This is a genomic window from Azospirillum oryzae, from assembly GCF_008364795.1.
GTDB lineage: Bacteria > Pseudomonadota > Alphaproteobacteria > Azospirillales > Azospirillaceae > Azospirillum > Azospirillum oryzae.
In genome coordinates this window covers 195820-214392 of sequence record NZ_VTTM01000003.1, presented here as the reverse complement: position 1 = coordinate 214392, position 18573 = coordinate 195820, and the positions used below count along the sequence as shown (strand labels likewise).

Genomic DNA, 18573 nt, shown 5'->3' with positions numbered 1-18573 from the left:
CTCCCGCCGCGAAAGCAACGGCGCGCGGTCCGTGGCGGCGGGGCGCCGGGCAGGAGGTTTGGAACGGCGTGGAACAGGGTTTGGGGGGCTGTTCCATCGTTTCATCCGGCGGTGGGGTGGTCGGCGGACGGCGCCGGATGAGACGTTTGGAACACCGTGAAACAGGAATCCGGGCGGTGTTCCAGTGTTTCATCGGGAGTGAAGCCGTTGGTGGGGAACGCAGATCGGGCGGGCGGCATCCGGCGGGGCATGGCGGTCCCTTTCTGGTGGTGGCAGGATGGTATTCCTATCACAAGTGCGGAGCGATGGGGAAAGGGTGGGTGGAAAATGCGGCATCGGATTGCCCTGCGGCGAGGCCGGCGGTTACGCTCTATTCCATTCGTTCGAGGGAGGCGGCGATGGAACGTACCCAGGCGCAGGAGACGGACGGCTATCAGGTTCGGGTGATGAGCCGGGCCGACCTCGATCTGGCGGTGGATTGGGCGCGGGCGGAGGGGTGGAACCCCGGCCTGCATGATGCCGGGGCCTTCCATGCCGTCGATCCGGCGGGCTTTCTGGTCGGGCTGCTGGACGGCCGGCCGGTGGCTTCGCTGTCGGTGGTCCGCTATCCGGGGAATTTCGGTTTCCTCGGCTTCTACATCGTCCGGCCGGAAATGCGCGGGCGGGGCTATGGCTGGCGGCTGTGGCAGGCGGGGCTGCGCCATCTGGAGGGCTGCACCGTCGGCCTCGACGGCGTGGTCGCCCAGCAGGAGAACTATCGCAAATCTGGCTTCGCCCTGTCCCACCGGAACATCCGCTTCGGCGGCAGCGTGCCGGACGGCGGGGCAAAGGGCGGGGCGGGCGAGACCAGTCTGGTGGACGCGCGGACGGTGCCCTTCGACCGGCTGGCCGCCTTGGACGCCGAGCTGTTTCCGGCGCCGCGTCCCGGATTCCTCGCCAACTGGATCGCCCTGCCGGGCGCCACGGCGCTGGCGGCGGTTAGGGATGGCGCGGTGACCGGTTTCGGGGTGATCCGGCCTTGCCACAGCGGCTTCAAGATCGGCCCGCTCTATGCGGCGGATGGGACGGTGGCGCGGGATCTGGTGCTGGCGCTGGGACGGGCGGCCGGAACGGGGCCGGTGTTCCTCGACGTGCCGGAGCCGAACGGGGAGGCGGTGCGGCTGGCGCAGGAGTTCGGGTTGACGCCACAGTTCGAGACGGCGCGGATGTATCTGGGGGCGGCGCCGGTGACGGATCTGGGGCGGCTGTTCGGGGTTACGAGCTTCGAGTTGGGGTGAGGGCTTTCAGGCGCTCCCCAAAGGTGTTGTCCCTAAGCCGCGTTCAGGGTCGGGATCTCGTTCAACTCCTTGGCAAGTTCCCGGCCATAGCGATCGAGGTCGTAACGGGCCTGCAGGTTCAGCCACAGTTCGGGACCGTTTCCGCAGAGCTTGCCGAGGCGCAGAGCCATGGCCGGTGTCACCGGGGCCTCTTCCGAGAGGATGCGGTGGAGCATCTGTCGTGACACGCGGAGATGGGCGGCGAAGCTGCTCACCGAGATGCCGAGCGACGGCAGGATATCCTCGCGCAGCAGGGCGCCGGGATGGAGCGGGGGGAGGCCGCGCTTGAGAGGAGTGTCGGTCATCAGTGATAGTCCTCCAGATCGACCGCGATGGCATCCGGTGCTTCCCAGGCGAAGGTGATGCGGTAATTCGCCGTTACCCGCACCGACCAGCGTTCCTCACCCTCCAGGCCATGGAAGTGAAATCCTGGAAGGTTCAGGTCGTCCGGCTTGCTCGCGGCGTCAAGCGCCACGAGGATACGGCCGAGCCGGGTAATGTTCGCAGCACCCTGAATGGGAAGCTTATCGGACTTGCCTGTCTCGAAATAGCGTTTGAGCGCCTTGTTCCGGATATTGCGGATCATGACTGTAAACTATCGATTTACAGCCGCGAGGTCAAGCGGCCTGTAGATCGTCGGTTTACATATTGAAACAAGGACCAGCTAATTTTGGATCGCACTCACGCCAGCAGGTCGTCGTGCCGGTTGCGCCTGATCCACATCGCGGCGTAGCCGCACAGCGGGACGATCTTCAGCCCCTCGGTGCGGGCGGTTTCCACCACGCCCGCCATCAGGCGGCCGGCGGCGCCGGTGCCGCGCAGCGAGGGCGGGGCCTCGACATAGGAAATCACCAGGGTCCGGCCATTGCGGCGGTAGTCGGCGAAAACCGTCTGGCTGCCGACCGCCAGTTCGAACCGGTTCATCTCGCGGTTGTCGGTGACCGCCTGTCCCATCCTGTACGCTCCGTCGGTTGTGGGGCCTTCCCCCTTAACAATGGGATGCGGCGAACAGGCCGGCAGCCCCCTTTTGCGCGGAAGCCCTTTCACTGCCCCTGCCAGCCGCAGGCCGACAGCGCGTCCCGCATATGCTCCGGCGCCGGGGCGACGGCGCTGACGGCGTCATATTCGAAGGCCATGCGGAAGGCGACGGAGCGGGCCAGCAGGTGAAGGTTGCCGGGCGGCCGGCGCTCGGGGCCGTAGAAGGGTTCCCCCACCAGCGGGCAGCCGATGGCGGCGCAATGGACGCGGATCTGGTGGGTGCGGCCGGTGCGCGGGCGAAGCTCCAGCCAGGAGCGGCCGTCGGCGCTGGTGCCGAGGACCCGGTATTCGGTGACCGCCGGTTGGCCGGCCGGATCGGGCAGGATCGTCCAGGAGGAGCGCGACGCCCCCAACGAGGATTTGGGTTCGATCCGCTTGAGCAGGGGCAGGTCGATGACGCCGGAATCTGTCTCCGGGACGCCCTCGGCCACCGCCCAATAGGTCTTCTCGACATGGCCGGCGGCGAACATCTGGCCGAAGCGCTTCAGCGCCCAGGGGGTGCGGCCCAGGATCAGGCAGCCGGCGGTATCGCGGTCCAGCCGGTGGGCAAGCTTCGGCGGCTCGCCAATCGGGCCATCGCCAATCGGGCCATTGCCGTCCGCCTCGGCGAGATGGGGCAGGTACAGTTCCAGATGGTCGGTGATGCGGCCCGCCTTGTGGACGGCAAGGCCGGCCGGCTTGTCGATGACGAAGCACTCCGTATCCCGATGCAGGACGCGGGCGCGCAACTGGTCCGCGGTCAGCGAGGGCGCAGGCGGCGAGGGTGGGGGCGGCAAGATGGAGGTACGCGAGTCGGAGATCATGGCCGGCACCATGGCTGCCGGCGGGCCGCTTGCGCAAGTATTCGCGACGAAATCGCAATCGAGCGTCATACGGAAAGTCCGTAAGCGAAGCCATGGCGGCGGATTGCCAGCGGCACGGTGTCGCGCCCGTGGTTTGCCGCGCTTTTCCAAGCGTTACTGCCTATGAGAAAGGTCCGGGCCGACTTCGGACCTTGCGGATAAAGATCGGCTTGTACGAGGACATTCGGCCGGTTTTCTTTTGATTTCGGCCGCCGGGACTAGCCTTTTGCCCGGTCTCGGAAGGTTTGTTGCGCAGTCGCGGAAGGCGTGGCAGAAAGCCGGGGACCACGGCCCGTGCTTCCGCAGGCTTCGCTTGCGGTTGGGCGGTCCCGTGGGACCATGGAATTGATTTCGCCTCAACCACAAGAGACGTCCAATGCGGAAACCCGTGCGCAAGGTGGTGTTCCCGGTCGCCGGTCTCGGCACGCGCTTCCTGCCCGCCACCAAGGCCATCCCGAAAGAGATGCTGCCCCTGGTCGACCGCCCCCTGCTGCAGCATGCCGTCGAAGAGGCGCGCGCCGCCGGCATCGAGGATTTCGTTTTCGTCACCGGCCGTTCCAAGCGCGCCATCGAAGACCATTTCGACGCCGACACCGAACTGAACCGCACGCTTGAAGAGCGCGGCAAGTTGGACGCGCTGGAGGAGGTCCGCCACAGCGAGATCGCTCCCGGCCGCTGCTTCTACACCCGCCAGCAGGTTCCGCTCGGCCTCGGCCATGCCGTGTGGTGCGCCCGCGCCCTGATCGGCAACGACCCGTTCGCCATCGTGCTGCCCGACGATTACGTCCAAGGCAAGACCCCCTGCCTGAAGCAGATGGTCGAGGCCTATGAGGAAGTCGGCGGCAACATCGTCGCCGTCGTCGACGTGCCGCGCGAACGCACCAGCAGCTACGGCATCCTGGACGTCGAGAAGGACGACGGCCGTCTGGCCACCGTCCGTGGTCTCGTCGAAAAGCCGAAGCCGGAAGAAGCGCCGTCGACGCTGTCGATCATCGGCCGCTACATCCTGCAGCCGGAAATCTTCGACCATCTGGAAAAGCAGCAGCGCGGCACCGGCAACGAAATCCAGCTGACCGACGCCATGGCCAAGTTGATCGGCAACCAGCCGTTCCACGGCCTGCGCTTCGAAGGCACCCGCTACGACTGCGGCGACAAGGTCGGCTTCATCGAGGCGACGCTGGCCCACGCGCTGAACCGGCCGGACATGGCCGACAAGGTGCGCGAGATGCTGCGCAAATATTGCTGAGCGACGGGCTGCATCCCTGATGCCGTGCCCGCCCCCGTCCCCTGATCCGGACGGCGGCGGGCGCGTGCGTTTGGGCTGCGCCCCTGAGTGCTGGACGATGACAAGAGCCGGACAATCGAAAAGACCGGCCATGAGGAACGCCCCTTGGTAGGGCATCCCAGAGACATACAGGTTTCCTTATTTTCAAGGACATGAGGGGGACGCGATGCGCATAGCGATGATCGGCACGGGCTATGTCGGCCTGGTCTCCGGCGCCTGCTTTTCGGAGTTCGGCGTGCACGTCACTTGCGTCGACAAGGACGCCGGCAAGATCGAACGGCTGAAGCGCGGCGAGATTCCGATCTATGAACCCGGCCTGGACGATCTGGTCGCCCGCAACGTCGCCGCCGGCCGCCTGTCCTTCACCATGGATCTGAAGGAGGCGATGCAGGGCGTCGACGCCGTGTTCATCGCGGTCGGCACCCCGTCGCGCCGCGGCGACGGCCATGCCGACCTGTCCTATGTCTTCGGCGCCGCGGAGGAGATCGCCCAGCATCTCGACCACTACACGGTGGTGGTGACCAAGTCGACCGTGCCGGTCGGGACGGGCCGCGAGGTCGAGGCGATCATCCGCCGGGTGCGGCCCGACGCCGAGTTCGACGTCGCCTCCAACCCGGAATTCCTGCGCGAAGGCTCCGCCATCGGCGACTTCATGCGGCCCGACCGCGTCGTCATCGGCGCCACGTCGGACCGCGCGGGCGACGTCATGCGCCGGCTCTACCGGCCGCTCTACCTGATCGAGACGCCGATCGTGGTGACCTCGCTGGAGACGGCGGAGCTGACCAAATACGCCGCCAACACCTTCCTGGCCGCCAAGATCACCTTCATCAACGAGATCGCCGACCTGTGCGAGAAGGTCGGCGCCAACGTCCATGACGTGGCGCGCGGCATCGGGCTGGACGGCCGCATCGGCAAGAAGTTCCTGCACCCCGGTCCGGGCTACGGCGGGTCCTGCTTCCCGAAGGACACGCTGGCGCTGGTGCGCACCGCCCAGCAGGTCGGCAGCCCGCTGCGCATCATCGAGACGGTGGTGGACATCAACGACAAGCGCAAGAAGCAGATGGCCGAGCGCATCATCGCCGCCTGCGGCGGGTCGGTGGACGGCAAGACCGTCGCCGTGCTGGGCGTCGCCTTCAAGCCGAACACCGACGACATGCGCGACAGCCCGTCGCTGGACATCGTCCCGGCGCTGCAGGCGGCGGGCGCCCATGTGCGCGCCTTCGATCCGGCGGCGATGCACGAGGCCGAAAAGCTGCTTCCCGGCGTGGAATGGGCCAAGGACGCCTACGGCACCTTGGAAGGGGCCGATTGCGTCGCTATTCTCACGGAGTGGAACGAATTCCGCGCGCTCGACCTGCGTCGGGTCAAGTCGATGCTGAAGCGGCCGGTGATGATCGACCTGCGCAACATCTACAACCCCGAGGACATGGCGAAGGCCGGCTTCACCTACAGCTCCATCGGCCGGCCTGCGCCGGCGGGTGGAATGGACCGCGGCTAACGGTCCTGAGACGGCGTCCAACAGAGGACTAACGAGACGATGAGCGAAGCCCATACCTTCCACCCCACGGTGCTGCGCGAGTACGACATCCGCGGCATCGTCGGCAAGACGCTGACCCCCGCCGACGCCCGCGCGGTCGGCCGCTCCTTCGGCACCGTGGTGGTGCGCAAGGGCGGCAAGACGGTCTGCGTCGGCTACGACGGCCGTCTGTCCTCGCCGGAACTGGAGGAGGCGCTGGTCGACGGGCTGGTTTCCACCGGCCTGCACGTCCTGCGCATCGGGCTCGGCCCCACGCCGATGCTGTATTTCGCCACCCGCGACCGCGACGCGGCGGCCGGCATCATGATCACCGGCTCGCACAACCCGCCGGACTACAACGGCATCAAGATGATGCTGGGCAAGGGCCCGGTCTATGGCCAGCAGATCCTGGAACTCGGCACCATGGCGGCCAAGGCCGACTGGGAGCAGGGCCAGGGCTCGTCGGAGAAGATCGACGTCCAGGACGAGTATGTCGCCCGCCTGCTGAAGGACTATGACGGCACACGCGACCTGAAGATCGCCTGGGACGCCGGCAACGGCGCGTCGGGCGAGATCCTGCGCCGCCTGACCGCCAAGCTGCCGGGCAAGCATGTCCTGCTGTTCGACGACATCGACGGCAACTTCCCCAACCACCACCCGGACCCGACGGTCGAAGCCAATCTGGTCGACCTGAAGAAGGCGGTGGCGGAGCATGGCTGCGACATCGGCATCGGCTTCGACGGCGACGGCGACCGCATCGGCGCCATCGACCACAAGGGCCGCGTGGTGTGGGGCGACCAGCTGGTCGCGCTCTACGCCGCCGACGTGCTGAAGAGCCATCCGGGCGCCACCATCATCGCCGACGTCAAGGCCAGCCAGGCCCTGTTCGACGAGATCGCCAAGCATGGCGGCAACCCGCTGATGTGGAAGACCGGCCACTCGCTGCTGAAGGCCAAGATGGCGGAGACCGGGTCGCCGCTGGCCGGCGAGATGTCGGGCCACATCTTCTTCGCCGACAAGTGGTACGGCTTCGACGACGCGCTCTATTGCGGCGTCCGTCTCGCCGGGCTGGTCAGCAAGCTGAACACCACGCTGGCGGACCTGCGCGACGGCCTGCCGGACATGGTCAACACGCCGGAGACCCGCTTCCAGATCGACGAGGAACGCAAGTTCGCCGTGGTCGAGGAGGTCAAGGGCCGCGTCAAGGCGTCGGGCGCCAAGGTCAACGACATCGACGGCGTCCGCGTGACGACCGACGACGGCTGGTGGCTGCTGCGCGCGTCCAACACCCAGGACGTGCTGGTGGCCCGCGCCGAGTCCTACAGCCAGGAAGGGCTGGAGCGGCTGAAGAATGCGCTGATCGAGCAGCTGGTGGCGTCGGGGCTGTCGGCGCCGTCGTTTGAAGGCGGCGGGGCTGGGCACTGAGGTTTGGGGGGTGTTCAGGCTTCGGCTGACGAACGCCCCCTCACCTGAAACTTGCCAAGTGTCTTCTGAACCGCACCAGACTCCAGGCGAAGAACAGCGCGCCGATGCCGGCGGTCGCGGCGAAGCGCGGCCACACCACGTCGAAGCCGGCGCCGCGGAACAGGATCGCCTGGGCGAAGGCGACGAAATGGGTGGACGGTGACAGCTGCATCGCCATCTGCAGCCATTCCGGTTCGCTTTCCAGCGGGGTGAAGCCGCCGGACAGCATGTCCATCGGCAGCACGATCAGGATGAACAGCAAGCCCAGCTGCGGCATCGAGCGCGCCACGGTGCCGAGAAAGATGCCGAGCGCCGTCGCGAAGAACAGGTAGAGCGCCGTCCCGGCCAAAAACAGTGGGACCGAGCCGGCCAGCGGCACCGACAGCAGGCCGCGCAGCACCACATAGAGCGCCACCAGCGTCAGGCCCAGGATCACCGCACCATTCGCCAGCACCTTGGCGGCCATGATCTCGGCCGGGCGCACCGGCATCACCAGCAGATGTTCCAGCGTGCCGTGCTCGCGCTCGCGGATCAGGGCGGCGCCGGCCAGCAGCACCGCCAGCATGGTGACGTTGCTGACCACCGCCATGGTGCCGGTGAACCATTTGGTGTCGAGCGCCTCGTTGTAGGCGACGCGGATTTGAAGGCTGACCGGGGCGGCGGACCCCTCGGCCTCGCGGCGGACGAAGCGGCCGACCTCGTCATCGACGATGCCCTCGATGGTGCCGGCGCCGATGCCGGCCTGCATCATCGCGGTGGCGTCGATCAGCAGCTGGATCGTCGGGCTGCGTCCGGCCAGCACGTCGGCCTGGAAATCGGGCGGGATGTCGAGCACGAAGGTGTAGCGGGCGGAATCCATCGCCGGATCGACCTCGGCATGGCCGATCATCACCGGGGCCTGGAACTCCGGTTGGTGAAAGCTGGAGACCAGACGCTGCGACAGGGTGGAGCGGTCCTCGTCCACAATGGCGATGGCGGCGTTGCGCAGGTCATGCGAGATGCCGGTCGCCTCGCTGTAGACGGAGAAGGTGAAGGAATAGACGACGAAGCCCAGCATGAAGACGTCGCGCAGAAGGCTGATCCACTCCTTGCGCGCCAATGTCAGGCTGTTTCGGAGGAAGCGCATCATGGTTCAGCGCTCCTGTTTCGGCAGGAAGGCGACGCCCAGCGCCAGGAAGACGGGCACGAAGGCGGCGGTCGCCAGGATGAAGGGGAGAAGCTCCGGGAAGGCCAAACCCTTGGTGAAGGCGCCGACGGAGATCTTCAGGAAATGGGTGGTGGGGAACAGCGTGCCGAACAGCCACGCCCCGCCTTCCAGCGTCGCCACCGGTTGCAACATGCCGGAGAATTGGGTGGCCGGCAGCATGGTGACGATGGCGGTGCCGAACACCGCCGCCGTCTGCGTCGCGGTGAAGACGGAGATCAGCAGCCCCAGCGCCGTGGTCGCCACCACATAGACCAGCCCGCCGAGCAGCAGCCCGATCAGGCTGCCCTTCACCGGCACGCCGAACAGGGTGACGGCCATGGCGACCATCAGCAGCAGGTTGAAGGCGGCGAGCCCGATATAGGGCAGTTGCTTGCCGAGCAGGAACTCCAGCCGCGTCACCGGGGTGACGTAGAGGTTGGTGATGGAGCCCAGTTCCTTTTCGCGCACCACGCCCAGCGCGGCCAGGATGGCGGGGATGAAGACCAGCAGCAGGCCGATGGTGGCGGGGACCATGGCGTCCAGGCTGCGGAAGGCTTGGTTGTACCGGTAACGCATCTCCAAGGTGGCGGGCGCGGCGGGCAGGGTGGCTCCGGCGGCGAGGGCGGTATCCTGGATGAAGCGCTGGTGCAGGCCGGAGACGTAGCCCTGGATGGTCTCCGCCCGGAAGGGCATGGCGCCGTCGATGCGCACCGCGATCTCCGGGATGCGGCCACGGCGGAGGTCGCGGCCGAAGCCTTCGGGGATCTCGATGGTCAGCGACGCCTCGCCGCGTTGCAGGCGCAGCGCGAGGTCGCGGGCGTCCACGGCGGGCGGGGTGGCGCGGAAGCTGCGCGAGCCGTCGAACTGCTCGATGTAGGCGCGGCTTTCCGGCGAGCGGTCGTGGTCGAGGACGGCGAAGGTCAGGTTCTCCACATCCATGGTGATTCCGAAGCCGAAGACCAGCATGAGCAGCACCGTGCCGAGCAGGGCGACGGTGAGTCGGACTGGGTCGCGGCGCAGTTCGAGGGTTTCGCGCCATGCGTAGGCGAGCAGGCGGCGGCGGGAGAGGGGGGACACTCCCTCTCCCGTCCCGGGAGAGGGAAGGGGCCCATGCGGAGCATGGGAAGGGTGAGGGGTGGGGCACGAAGCGGTGCGGTTCGGGATTCTCGCATTCCCCCTCACCCTCCCCACTTCGTGGGTCTCCTCCCTCTCCCGGGGCGGGAGAGGGCGATTTTCGTCGGGTTCCTCCCCCTCCGCCAACTCCATAAATCCGATGAAGGCGTCGTCCAGGCTGTCGGCCTGCTGTTGGCGGCGCAGCTCGTCGGGGGGGCCGGCGGCGATGACGCGGCCGGCGTTCATGAAGGCCACCCGGTCGCAGCGCGCCGCCTCGTTCATGAAATGGGTGGAGACGAAGATCGTCACCCCCTGGTCGCGCGACAGCGCGATCAGGTCGCGCCAGAACTGGTCGCGCGCCACCGGGTCGACGCCGGAGGTCGGCTCGTCGAGGATCAGCAGCTCCGGACCGTGCAGGATGGCGACGGCCAGCGACAGCCGCTGCCGCACGCCCAAGGGCAGGCGGTCGGCCACCGCGTCGATGTAAGGCGACAGGCCGAAGCGCTCCACCAGCGCCGCCAGCCGGGTTTCGGCGTCGGGCAGGTCGAACAGGCGGGCGTGCAGGTCGAGGTTCTGGCGCACCGTCAGCTCGCCATAGAGCGAGAAGGCCTGCGCCATGTAGCCGACGCGGCGGCGGCTCTCCAGATCGGTGGCGTCCACCGGTTTGCCGAACAGCCGCGCCTCGCCGGCGCTGGCCGGCAGCAGGCCGGTCAGCATCTTCATCGTGGTGGTCTTGCCGCAGCCGTTGGAGCCCAGAAAGCCGAAGATCTCGCCGCGGCCGATGCGGAAGCTGATGTCCGACACCGCAGTGAAATCGCCGAAGCGGCGGGTCAGGCCGATGGCCTCGATGGCGGGGGCCGCACCGGCGGGCTCGGGCGGGCGGGGCGGGACGGTCAGGCGCTCGTGGCCGCGTTTGGCATCCTCCGGCAGCAGGGCGACGAAGGCCTCCTCCAGATCGGCGGCCCCGGTCTGCGCCTTCACCGCGGCGGGGGTGTCGTGGGCCAGCAGGCGGCCGCCATTCATCATGACGACCCGGTCGAAGCGCTCCGCCTCGTCCATATAGGAGGTGGCGACCAGCACCGTCATGCCGGCGCGGCCGGCGCGGATGCGGGCGATCAGGTCCCAGAACTGCCGGCGGGAGAGCGGATCGACGCCAGTCGTCGGCTCGTCGAGGATCAGCAGGTCGGGGTCGTGCAGCAGGGCGCAGCACAGGCCGAGCTTCTGCTTCATGCCGCCCGACAGCTTGCCGGCCGGGCGGTCGGGGAAAGGGGCGAGGCCGGTGGACTCCAGCAGGTCGGCGATGCGGCGCCGGCGTTCGGCGGCGTCGAGGCCGAAGAGGCGGCCGAAGAACTGGAGGTTTTCGGCGACGCTGAGTTCGGCGTAGAGGTTGCGGCCGAGACCCTGCGGCATGTAGGCGATGCGCGGCTGGAGGGCGGCGCGGCCGTGGCGGTCGGAAACGTCGGTGCCAAGGACGCGGATGCTGCCCCGCTGGATTTTCTTGGCGGTGGAGATCAGGCCGAGCAGGGTCGATTTGCCGACGCCGTCCGGGCCGATCACCGCGACGCTGGTCCCGGCGGGGATGTCGAGGGAGGCATCCTCCAGCGCCACCGTCCCGCCATAGCGGTGTCGCACGCCGGACAGCGAGACGGCGGGGGCGGGGGTCATGATCGGACATCCGGCGCTTCTTCCCCTCTCCCCCCCAACACAAGCTTCGCTTGTGTTGCCGACAGGCGAAGCGGAGCTTCGCCGAAAGGCGGGGAGAGGGTTAGGGTGAGGGGGATGCGTGGGGTGGATTGGGGGGCGGAGCGTGCCGTATTCTCGGCGAAGTCACGCAGTGCGCCCCCCTCACCCCGGCCCTCTCCCCGGGGGGGAGAGGGGGATACGGGTGGGGAAGAGGGAGAATCTTCCCGCGTCAGCTTCGATTCCAGCCAGTCCGGCCAGACCGCCTTGTCGTCCAGCTTCACATAGGCCATGCCGGTCAGGCCGGTCTTCACCCGCTCGATGTAGCGGGTCACCAGCGCCTCCGGCACGCGGGCCTTGACGCGGAACATCATGCGGTCGCGTTCGGACTTGGTCTCCACCTGCTTGGGCGTGAACTGGGCGCGCGGGGCGACGAAGGTGACGGCGGCGGGGATCGCGGTGTCGGGAACGGCGTCCAGCAGGATCCGGGCGTCGGCGCCGAGCGCGAGGTTTCCCGCCGTGTCGGTCGGCAGGAAGAAGGTCATGTAGACGTTGGACAGGTCGAGCAAGGTCGCCGCCTTGCCGCCCGCCGCCAGCACCTCGCCGGGTTCGGCCAGACGGTAGAGGACGCGGGACTTGCGCGGCGCCTTCAGAACGCCGTCGGCGACCAGGGTGGTCAGGCGGTCGGCATCGCCCGCCGCGGCGGTGATCGCCTCGTCGGCGCTGGCGAGATGGCTCTTGGCGGCGTCGAGGGCGGCGTCGGCGGTGCGGCGGCTGTTGCGGGCCTGATCGACGCGCTGTTCGGAGACATGGCCCTTGCCGAACAGGACCAGTGCCCGCTCCATCTCCTTGGCGGCGAAGTCGGCCTCGCTGGCGCGCTGGGCGACCAGGGCGACGGCTTCGTCGCGGGCGCGGCGGGCCTGGCGCAGCTGGGCCTCGGCGGAGCGGAGCTGCGCTTCGAGGTCGCGGGTGTCGAGCGTGGCGATGATGGCGCCGGCCTCCACCAGATCGCCTTCCTCGACCGGGATGGTCAGGACGCGGGCAGCGTATTTGGTGGCGATGTCGATCTCGTTCGCCTCGATCCGGCCATTGCCGGAGGCGAAGCCGGCGGGCAGCCGGTTGCCCTGCATCGCCCGCCAGCCATAGGCTGCGCCGGCGCCGAGCAGCGCCAGCAGGACCAGAGCGATGAGGATGCGCTTGACGGTCATGGCTGGGTTCCTTTCCCGGCTTTCTCGTTGGGGTCGAGAGCGCCCATGACGCCGGCCAGGATGCGTTCGCGCGCCGCATCGTCGGGGGCGGCGTCGAGCGTGCGGCGGAGCGCCAGCAGAGCCTCGGCATAATGGTTGTGCCAGTCGAGACCGGCGGCGAGATCGGCGGGGGCGAGGCGGGGGTGACGGTCGGCCGGCACCAGCGGGCGCGGCGCGGCGAGATCGACGCGGTCGTCCAGCGCCGGCTGGGCGATGCGCTCCGCCGACCAGCCCTTGTCGAGCAGGGCCTGGCGGATGGAGGCGCGGGCGGGCTCCTCGCCATGGACCAGGAACAGGCCGTGGCCGACGCCGTGGCGGGCCTCCACCCAGTCCAGCAGCGTGGAACGGTCGGCATGGCCGGAATAGACGTCGATGGAGCGGACCTTCGCCTTCACCGCGATCTCCTCGCCATGGATACGGACGCGGGGGGTGCCCTCCTGCAGCAGGCGGCCAAGCGTGCCGGGGGCCTGATAGCCGACCAGAAGGACGGTGTCCTGCGGACGCCACAGGCGGTTCTTCAGGTGGTGGCGGATGCGGCCGGCGTCGCACATGCCGCTGGCCGCCATGATGATGGCGCCGCCGGCGATGCTGTTGAGGCGCTGGCTGTCCGGCACGCCGCGGACATGGTGGAAATTGGCGCGGGTGAAGGGGTCGCCGTCTGTCTCCAGATCGTCGAGATGGCGGCGGAAGACGCCGGTCACCGCGTCGGCGAGCGGCGAATCGAGGAAGACGTCCACCGCCGGCAGCTGGCCGCCGTCGAACAGGCAGTCGAGGTCGTAGAGCAGTTCCTGCGTGCGCTCCACCGCGAAGACCGGGATCAGCAGGACGCCCCCGGCGGCCAGAGCCGTCGACACTTCGGCGCGCAGCACCGCCTGCCGTCCGGCCTCGTCCAGGTCGGTGCGGTCGCGGTCGCCGTAGGTGGTCTCCAGCACCATCCAGTCCGGCCGTTCCGGCCCCTCGGCATCGGCGTGGAAGCTCTTGCCGCCGGGGCCGAGATCGCCGGAGAACAGGATGCGGGTGGGTTCGGCGGCGCCGCCCCCGAAGCCGTCGAGTGCTTCGATTTCGATGGAGGCGGAGCCCAGGATGTGGCCGGCCTGCCAGAAGCGGGCGCGCAGGCCGGGCAGGATCTCGGTCCAGCGGTCGTACTCGACGCGGCGGAGGCGGCGCAGGCTGCGGATGGCGTCGTCCTGGGTGTAGATCGCCTGGACGGGTGGACGGCCGCGCTGGCGGTTGCGGCGGTTCAGCCGCTCCACCTCGCCCTCCTGGATGTAGCCGCTGTCGGGCAGCATGTATTCCAGAAGGTCCACCGTACCGCTGGTGGCGTGGATGCGGCCACGGAAGCCGAGACGGGTCAGCTTCGGCAGCAGGCCGGAATGGTCGATGTGGGCATGGGTCAGCAGGACCGCGGCGATCGAGGACGGGTCGAAGGGAAAGGGGCGGTAGTTCAGTTCCCGGATCGTCTTGGTGCCCTGGAACATGCCGCAATCGATCAGCACGTCGCCGTTCGGCGTGGACAGGCGGAAGCAGGAGCCGGTCACCGTGCCGGCGGCACCATGGAAGGTCAGCGACAGGGACATTGGTCGGCTCCTTGGCTTGTCAGTTCACCCTACCACCCGCACCCCATTGTCGTCGGCGGCATGGGCCTGGGCGAAGGTGAAGTCGGCGTTTGTGCTGGCGTGGATGCGGTACAGCGGTTCGCCCCGGCGCACCGGGTCGCCCACCTTGCGCAGCAGGTCGATGCCGGCGCCCTTGTCGGTCGGCGCGCCGGCCAGCCGCGCGATGCGGGCGAGGCGGTAGCAATCGAGCGACGACACGATGCCGTCGGCGGGGGACGCGATCTCCGCCACCAGCGAGCCCAGGGTCGCCACGGCGGGCGGCGGACCCTGCAGGGCGATGATCCGTTCCATCGAGGCCAGGGCGGCGCCGGATTCCAGCAGGTCCCGCGCCCGGCGGTTGCCGCTGCCGCCGCGCACCGCGGGGTCGAATTCCAGGATGCGGCCGGCCAGCAGCAGGGCGCGCTCCTTCAGGTCGGCGGGGCCGGCGGGGTCGTTGCGCAGGACGGCCATCACGTCGCGCGCCTCCAGCACCGGGCCGATGCCGCGCCCGACCGGCTGCGAACCGTCGGTGATTGCCACCTCCAGCGTCAGGCCGAGACGGTCGCCGACATGCTCGAACAGCTTGCGCAGGCGCACCGCATCACCGGCGCTGCGGATCTTGGCGCTGGGGCCGACGGGGATGTCGATCAGCAGATGGGTGGAGCCGGCCGCCACCTTCTTCGACAGGATGGAGGCGACCAGCTGTTCGCGGGTGTCGATGGCCAGCGGCCGTTCGACCGAGATCAGGATGTCGTCGGCCGGCGACAGCCGGACATGGCCGCCCCAGACCAGACAGCCCTTGGCCTCCCGCACCAGGGCCTGCATGCGCTCCATCGGCACGTCGACATTGGCCAGCACCTCCATGGTGTCGGCGGTGCCGGCGGGCGAGGTGATGGCGCGCGACGAGGTCTTCGGAATCGGCAGGCCGTGGGCGGCGACGATCGGCACGACGATCATCGAGGTGCGGTTGCCGGGAATGCCGCCGATGCAGTGCTTGTCGGCGATGGTTCCGAGACCTTCCCAGTGCAGCCGGGTGCCGGCGGCGATCATCGCGCGGGTCAGGCCCAGCACCTCGGCCGTCGTCATGAAGCTGGCGCAGGCGATCAGGAAGGCGGCGATCTCGATCTTGGAGTAACGCTGGTCGGTGACGTCGCGGATGATCGCGGCCAGCTGCTCGTCGGTCAGGGCGGCGCCGCCGACCTTGGCGCGCACCAGCTCGAAGCTTTCCGGCGGGGTCGGGGGGACGAGATGGACGGCGGAGCCCGCCGCCAATCCGAGCTGGCCGAAGGCGGGGTCGGACAGGCCGATCTCGTCGGGGGCGACGATGGCGGGGTCGTCGACGATGTTCAGCACCGCCAGCAGGGAACGGCCGTCGTTCCGCACCTCCACCCGGCCCAGCCCGAGGAAATCCTCGACATGGTAGCGGGTGCAGCGGCGGTTGAGGAAGGCGACGTTCTCCCGGACGGTGTCGATCGCCAGATGTCGAAGCGTCAGCATACGCACAGTCTACGCCCGGCCCCGCGGCTTAGCGACGCCGAGCCTGCGCGTCAGCCATGCCGGGCCTTACGCGCCGCGGTTGATCCGGATCATTGGCGGGGCGAAGGGGGTGTGCTCCCTCACGTGCTCTCCCGCGCGATGAAGGTCAGGCCGAGGTCGAGGCGGCGCTGCGGCGGCTCCTTGCCGTCCATCAGGTCGAGCAGCATGGCGGCGGCGTGGCGGCCGATGGCGTAGCGCGGCGTGGCGACGGTGGTCAGCGTCGGCGTGGTCCAGGCCGACGCCGGCAAATCGTTGAAGCCGGCGACGGCGAGCTGGTCGGGCACGCGGATGCCGCGGCGCTGGCACTGGAACAGGGCGCCCTGCGCCAGATCGTCGTTGCAGAAGAAGACGGCGTCGCAGTCGCTGTTCTCCGCCATCAGCCGGTCGATCATCGCCGCGCCCAGATGGATGGAGGACGGGTCGGGCAGGCGCCAGACGCGCTTTTCGTCATACAGCCCCGCCTCCTCCAGCGCGTGGCGGTAGCCGTCTAGGCGGGCGAGCGTGCGGGGGTCGAGCTGCACGGCGACGAAGCCGATGCGGCGATAGCCGCGCTCCAGCAGGTGGGTGGTCATCAGCCGGCCGCCCTCCTCCTGCGAACAGCCGACGCTGAGGCTGTCGGGGTCGTCCAGCAGCTCCATCATGTGGACGGTCGGGCTGGAGAGCGCCGACAGGTAGGTGCGGGCGATCTCCGTATGGTCGGTGCCGGTCAGCAGGATGCCGTCGGGCTGGAACTGCAGATAGGTGCGGATCAGCCGCTCCTCCTCCACCGGGGAATAGTGGGTGACGCCGATCAGGGCGCGATAGCCGCGTGGCAGCAGCATGTCGTGGATGCCGGCCAGCGTCTCGACGAAGACCATGTTGGTCATCGACGGGATCAGAACCGCCACCGTCATCGAGCGCGCCGAGGCGAGCGCGCTGGCGGCCTGGTTCGGCACGTAGCCCATCGATTGCGCGGTGTCGAGGATGCGCTGGCGAAGCTCCGGCGCCACCAGCTCCGGCCGCTTGAAGGCGCGCGAGACGGTGATGGCGCTGATGCCCACCCGCTCCGCCACGTCCGCCATGGTGGCGCGGCCGGTGCGCGAGGAGCGCGGCTTGCGCGTCTTGACCGCCGGGGTTGCTGGCCGATCACCGCCACGGGTCGTCACAGGGCTTCGTCCTTTCAGTTCCGGCGTTCTGATTCCGGCCGGCGCGACGGAAGGTCGCGCGGGCTCGCCAGTCACCGATGTGTATCATGCTCAGCAACAGCCGCATGCCACGCAGAGCTTAAGCCTGCAACCCGCGGCCATCCCCGATCAGTTTGTCCGCAACTCAAACAAAACTCTTTACGCGCGTCAAGGTTAGCGCTAACAGTATCAGCACCTCGTCTCGGCGTCATCCGTGCAGTCCGACCTCCATGGTCGTGGACCTCTCAGTGACCCGCGAATGATAGCGCTAACATAACCTTGTCAGTGCGTGGCCCGCCGCGACTTGCCGTCGCGGACGCCGTCCCGCACCGGTATTCGGGAATATGAGCCTCATGAACGGTCCCTCCATCGCGCCGTCCCCCGGCATGACCGCCATTCAGCCCGACCAGCCGGCCGCCCCGTCGGCCGGCGCCGGGCCGCAGATCGTCGTGGTGATGGGCGTGGCCGGCTGCGGCAAGTCCAGCGTCGGCCAAGCCCTGGCCCTGGCCCTGGGCGATGAATTCATCGAGGGCGACGCCCACCACCCGCCCGCCAACATCGAGAAGATGTCGGCCGGCATCCCGCTGACCGACGCCGACCGCGACGGCTGGCTGGGCACGCTGGCCGGCTTCATCGCCGATGCCGACCGCGAGGGCAGGGGGCTGGTCGTCGCCTGTTCGGCGCTGAAGCGGCGCTACCGCGACCGGCTGCGCGGCGACTGCAAACGGGTGGTGTTCCTGCACCTGCACGGCGACAAGGCGTTGATCGCCTCGCGCATGGGGGCGCGCACCGCCCATTTCATGCCAATGGCCCTGGTCGACAGCCAGTTCGCCGACCTGGAGATGCCGGCGGCCGACGAGCCGGTGCTGTCCTATGAGGTGACGCTGCCGGCCGAGGCCATCGTCGCCGATGCGCATGCCCGCCTGACCGGCGGCGCCAAAGTGAACAATAGCGGCTCCGCCGCTGGCCTGGAGAATAGCGGCCTCGCCGCTGGGAGGAACGCATGAAGCGCGTTGCTGATCTGCTGGAGCGGGTCACCGAATGGATCATGGCGCTGATGCTGGCGGTCATGGTCGGTCTCGTCTTCGGCAACGTCGTCCTGCGCTATGTCTTCAACAGCGGCATCGTCGCGGCGGAAGAGATCGCGCGGCTGATGTTCGTCTGGCTGGTGTTCCTGGGCGCCACCGTGGCGCTGCGTCACCAGCGGCACCTGGGGCTGGAGATCGTGCAGAGCCGCCTGCCGGCCAAGGTCCGGCGGGCCTGCGCGGTGATCGCGCACCTGATGATGCTGTACGCCCTGTGGCTGTTCGTGCAGGGAAGCTGGATTCAGCTGCTGATCGGGATGGAGACCTTCTCCACCGTCCTGCGCTTCCCCATGGCCTTCTATGCGGCGGCGGGCTTCTTCCCGGCCATCGCCATGGCGCTGATCGTGCTGGCGAATCTGGTGCGGATCGTCACCAACCAGCCGGGCGCCCGCGTCCCCGGCGACCCCGACACCACCCTGGACCATCCGGAATCGCACGGCCCCGCGGTTGCCCCGCCGGCACCCGCCGGCCACGGCAGCCCCGCCGTCGCCAAGCATTGAGCCCAGA

16 protein-coding genes are annotated in these 18573 nt (G+C 68.7%); 6 read left to right on the top strand and 10 right to left on the bottom strand.

What is annotated here, in order from left to right:
• Positions 1 to 398: 398 nt before the first annotated feature.
• On the top strand, positions 399 to 1277 hold the full coding sequence (locus FZ938_RS12495) for a GNAT family N-acetyltransferase (protein ID WP_149198815.1): 879 nt from the start codon (positions 399 to 401) through the stop codon (positions 1275 to 1277).
• 32 nt (positions 1278 to 1309) lie between these two features.
• Here the strand turns inward: FZ938_RS12495 and FZ938_RS12490 are convergent, their stop codons facing one another.
• The 4 genes from FZ938_RS12490 to FZ938_RS12475 form a co-directional block, all read right to left on the bottom strand.
• Positions 1310 to 1621, bottom strand: a complete 312-nt coding sequence (locus FZ938_RS12490) for a HigA family addiction module antitoxin (protein ID WP_149198814.1) — start codon at positions 1619 to 1621, stop codon at positions 1310 to 1312.
• Positions 1621 to 1902, bottom strand: coding sequence for a type II toxin-antitoxin system RelE/ParE family toxin (locus FZ938_RS12485; RefSeq protein ID WP_149198813.1), 282 nt, complete (start codon positions 1900 to 1902; stop codon positions 1621 to 1623). The genes FZ938_RS12490 and FZ938_RS12485 overlap by 1 nt, the downstream gene beginning before the upstream one ends.
• Positions 1903 to 1997: 95 nt before the next feature.
• Complete coding sequence (locus FZ938_RS12480; RefSeq protein WP_149198812.1) at positions 1998 to 2270, bottom strand: GNAT family N-acetyltransferase; 273 nt, start codon at positions 2268 to 2270, stop codon at positions 1998 to 2000.
• Positions 2271 to 2359: 89 nt separating this feature from the next.
• Complete coding sequence (locus FZ938_RS12475) at positions 2360 to 3157, bottom strand: RluA family pseudouridine synthase (RefSeq protein ID WP_149198811.1); 798 nt, start codon at positions 3155 to 3157, stop codon at positions 2360 to 2362.
• Positions 3158 to 3572: 415 nt separating this feature from the next.
• On the opposite strand from FZ938_RS12475, the gene galU reads away from it, so the two are divergent.
• The 3 genes from galU to pgmG all read left to right on the top strand — a co-directional run bounded on the left by galU (position 3573) and on the right by pgmG (position 7422).
• A complete protein-coding gene (gene galU / locus FZ938_RS12470) occupies positions 3573 to 4442 on the top strand; it encodes a UTP--glucose-1-phosphate uridylyltransferase GalU (RefSeq protein WP_149198810.1) in 870 nt (289 codons plus the stop codon).
• A 205-nt stretch (positions 4443 to 4647) separates the two neighbouring features.
• Positions 4648 to 5979 (top strand): UDP-glucose dehydrogenase family protein, encoded by a 1332-nt coding sequence (locus FZ938_RS12465; RefSeq protein WP_149198809.1) that lies wholly within the window; start codon positions 4648 to 4650, stop codon positions 5977 to 5979.
• A 39-nt stretch (positions 5980 to 6018) separates the two neighbouring features.
• Positions 6019 to 7422 (top strand): phosphoglucomutase/phosphomannomutase PgmG, encoded by a 1404-nt coding sequence (gene pgmG, locus FZ938_RS12460; RefSeq protein WP_149198808.1) that lies wholly within the window; start codon positions 6019 to 6021, stop codon positions 7420 to 7422.
• A 40-nt stretch (positions 7423 to 7462) separates the two neighbouring features.
• Here the strand turns inward: pgmG and FZ938_RS12455 are convergent, their stop codons facing one another.
• The 6 genes from FZ938_RS12455 to gntR form a co-directional block, all read right to left on the bottom strand.
• On the bottom strand, positions 7463 to 8590 hold the full coding sequence (locus FZ938_RS12455; protein WP_149198807.1) for an ABC transporter permease: 1128 nt from the start codon (positions 8588 to 8590) through the stop codon (positions 7463 to 7465).
• A gap of 3 nt (positions 8591 to 8593) precedes the next feature.
• Positions 8594 to 11425 carry a ribosome-associated ATPase/putative transporter RbbA gene (gene rbbA, locus FZ938_RS12450; RefSeq protein WP_149198806.1) on the bottom strand — a complete coding sequence of 944 codons (2832 nt, stop codon included), beginning with the start codon at positions 11423 to 11425 and terminating at the stop codon, positions 8594 to 8596.
• Positions 11422 to 12648 (bottom strand): HlyD family secretion protein, encoded by a 1227-nt coding sequence (locus FZ938_RS12445; RefSeq protein WP_246799013.1) that lies wholly within the window; start codon positions 12646 to 12648, stop codon positions 11422 to 11424. Before FZ938_RS12445 ends, rbbA begins: the two co-directional genes overlap by 4 nt.
• Positions 12645 to 14264 (bottom strand): MBL fold metallo-hydrolase, encoded by a 1620-nt coding sequence (locus FZ938_RS12440; RefSeq protein ID WP_149198805.1) that lies wholly within the window; start codon positions 14262 to 14264, stop codon positions 12645 to 12647. The genes FZ938_RS12445 and FZ938_RS12440 overlap by 4 nt, the downstream gene beginning before the upstream one ends.
• Before the next feature lie 24 nt (positions 14265 to 14288).
• On the bottom strand, positions 14289 to 15779 hold the full coding sequence (locus tag FZ938_RS12435; protein WP_149198804.1) for a thymidine phosphorylase family protein: 1491 nt from the start codon (positions 15777 to 15779) through the stop codon (positions 14289 to 14291).
• A 119-nt stretch (positions 15780 to 15898) separates the two neighbouring features.
• Positions 15899 to 16963: an HTH-type transcriptional regulator GntR gene (gene gntR, locus FZ938_RS12430; protein WP_149198803.1), complete on the bottom strand. Its 1065-nt coding sequence runs from the start codon at positions 16961 to 16963 to the stop codon at positions 15899 to 15901.
• Between the two features lie 371 nt (positions 16964 to 17334).
• On the opposite strand from gntR, the gene FZ938_RS12425 reads away from it, so the two are divergent.
• Positions 17335 to 17988: a gluconokinase gene (locus FZ938_RS12425; protein ID WP_149198802.1), complete on the top strand. Its 654-nt coding sequence runs from the start codon at positions 17335 to 17337 to the stop codon at positions 17986 to 17988.
• Complete coding sequence (locus tag FZ938_RS12420; protein WP_149198801.1) at positions 17985 to 18566, top strand: TRAP transporter small permease; 582 nt, start codon at positions 17985 to 17987, stop codon at positions 18564 to 18566. Before FZ938_RS12425 ends, FZ938_RS12420 begins: the two co-directional genes overlap by 4 nt.
• Positions 18567 to 18573: the final 7 nt, after the last annotated feature.

Coding starts and splice junctions, on each gene's coding strand:
- FZ938_RS12495 (WP_149198815.1), top strand. CDS start 399: ATGGAACGTACCCAGGCGCAGGAGACGGACGGCTATCAGGTTCGGGTG.
- FZ938_RS12490 (WP_149198814.1), bottom strand. CDS start 1,621: ATGACCGACACTCCTCTCAAGCGCGGCCTCCCCCCGCTCCATCCCGGC.
- FZ938_RS12485 (WP_149198813.1), bottom strand. CDS start 1,902: ATGATCCGCAATATCCGGAACAAGGCGCTCAAACGCTATTTCGAGACA.
- FZ938_RS12480 (WP_149198812.1), bottom strand. CDS start 2,270: ATGGGACAGGCGGTCACCGACAACCGCGAGATGAACCGGTTCGAACTG.
- FZ938_RS12475 (WP_149198811.1), bottom strand. CDS start 3,157: ATGATCTCCGACTCGCGTACCTCCATCTTGCCGCCCCCACCCTCGCCG.
- galU (WP_149198810.1), top strand. CDS start 3,573: ATGCGGAAACCCGTGCGCAAGGTGGTGTTCCCGGTCGCCGGTCTCGGC.
- FZ938_RS12465 (WP_149198809.1), top strand. CDS start 4,648: ATGCGCATAGCGATGATCGGCACGGGCTATGTCGGCCTGGTCTCCGGC.
- pgmG (WP_149198808.1), top strand. CDS start 6,019: ATGAGCGAAGCCCATACCTTCCACCCCACGGTGCTGCGCGAGTACGAC.
- FZ938_RS12455 (WP_149198807.1), bottom strand. CDS start 8,590: ATGATGCGCTTCCTCCGAAACAGCCTGACATTGGCGCGCAAGGAGTGG.
- rbbA (WP_149198806.1), bottom strand. CDS start 11,425: ATGACCCCCGCCCCCGCCGTCTCGCTGTCCGGCGTGCGACACCGCTAT.
- FZ938_RS12445 (WP_246799013.1), bottom strand. CDS start 12,648: ATGACCGTCAAGCGCATCCTCATCGCTCTGGTCCTGCTGGCGCTGCTC.
- FZ938_RS12440 (WP_149198805.1), bottom strand. CDS start 14,264: ATGTCCCTGTCGCTGACCTTCCATGGTGCCGCCGGCACGGTGACCGGC.
- FZ938_RS12435 (WP_149198804.1), bottom strand. CDS start 15,779: ATGCTGACGCTTCGACATCTGGCGATCGACACCGTCCGGGAGAACGTC.
- FZ938_RS12425 (WP_149198802.1), top strand. CDS start 17,335: ATGAACGGTCCCTCCATCGCGCCGTCCCCCGGCATGACCGCCATTCAG.
- FZ938_RS12420 (WP_149198801.1), top strand. CDS start 17,985: ATGAAGCGCGTTGCTGATCTGCTGGAGCGGGTCACCGAATGGATCATG.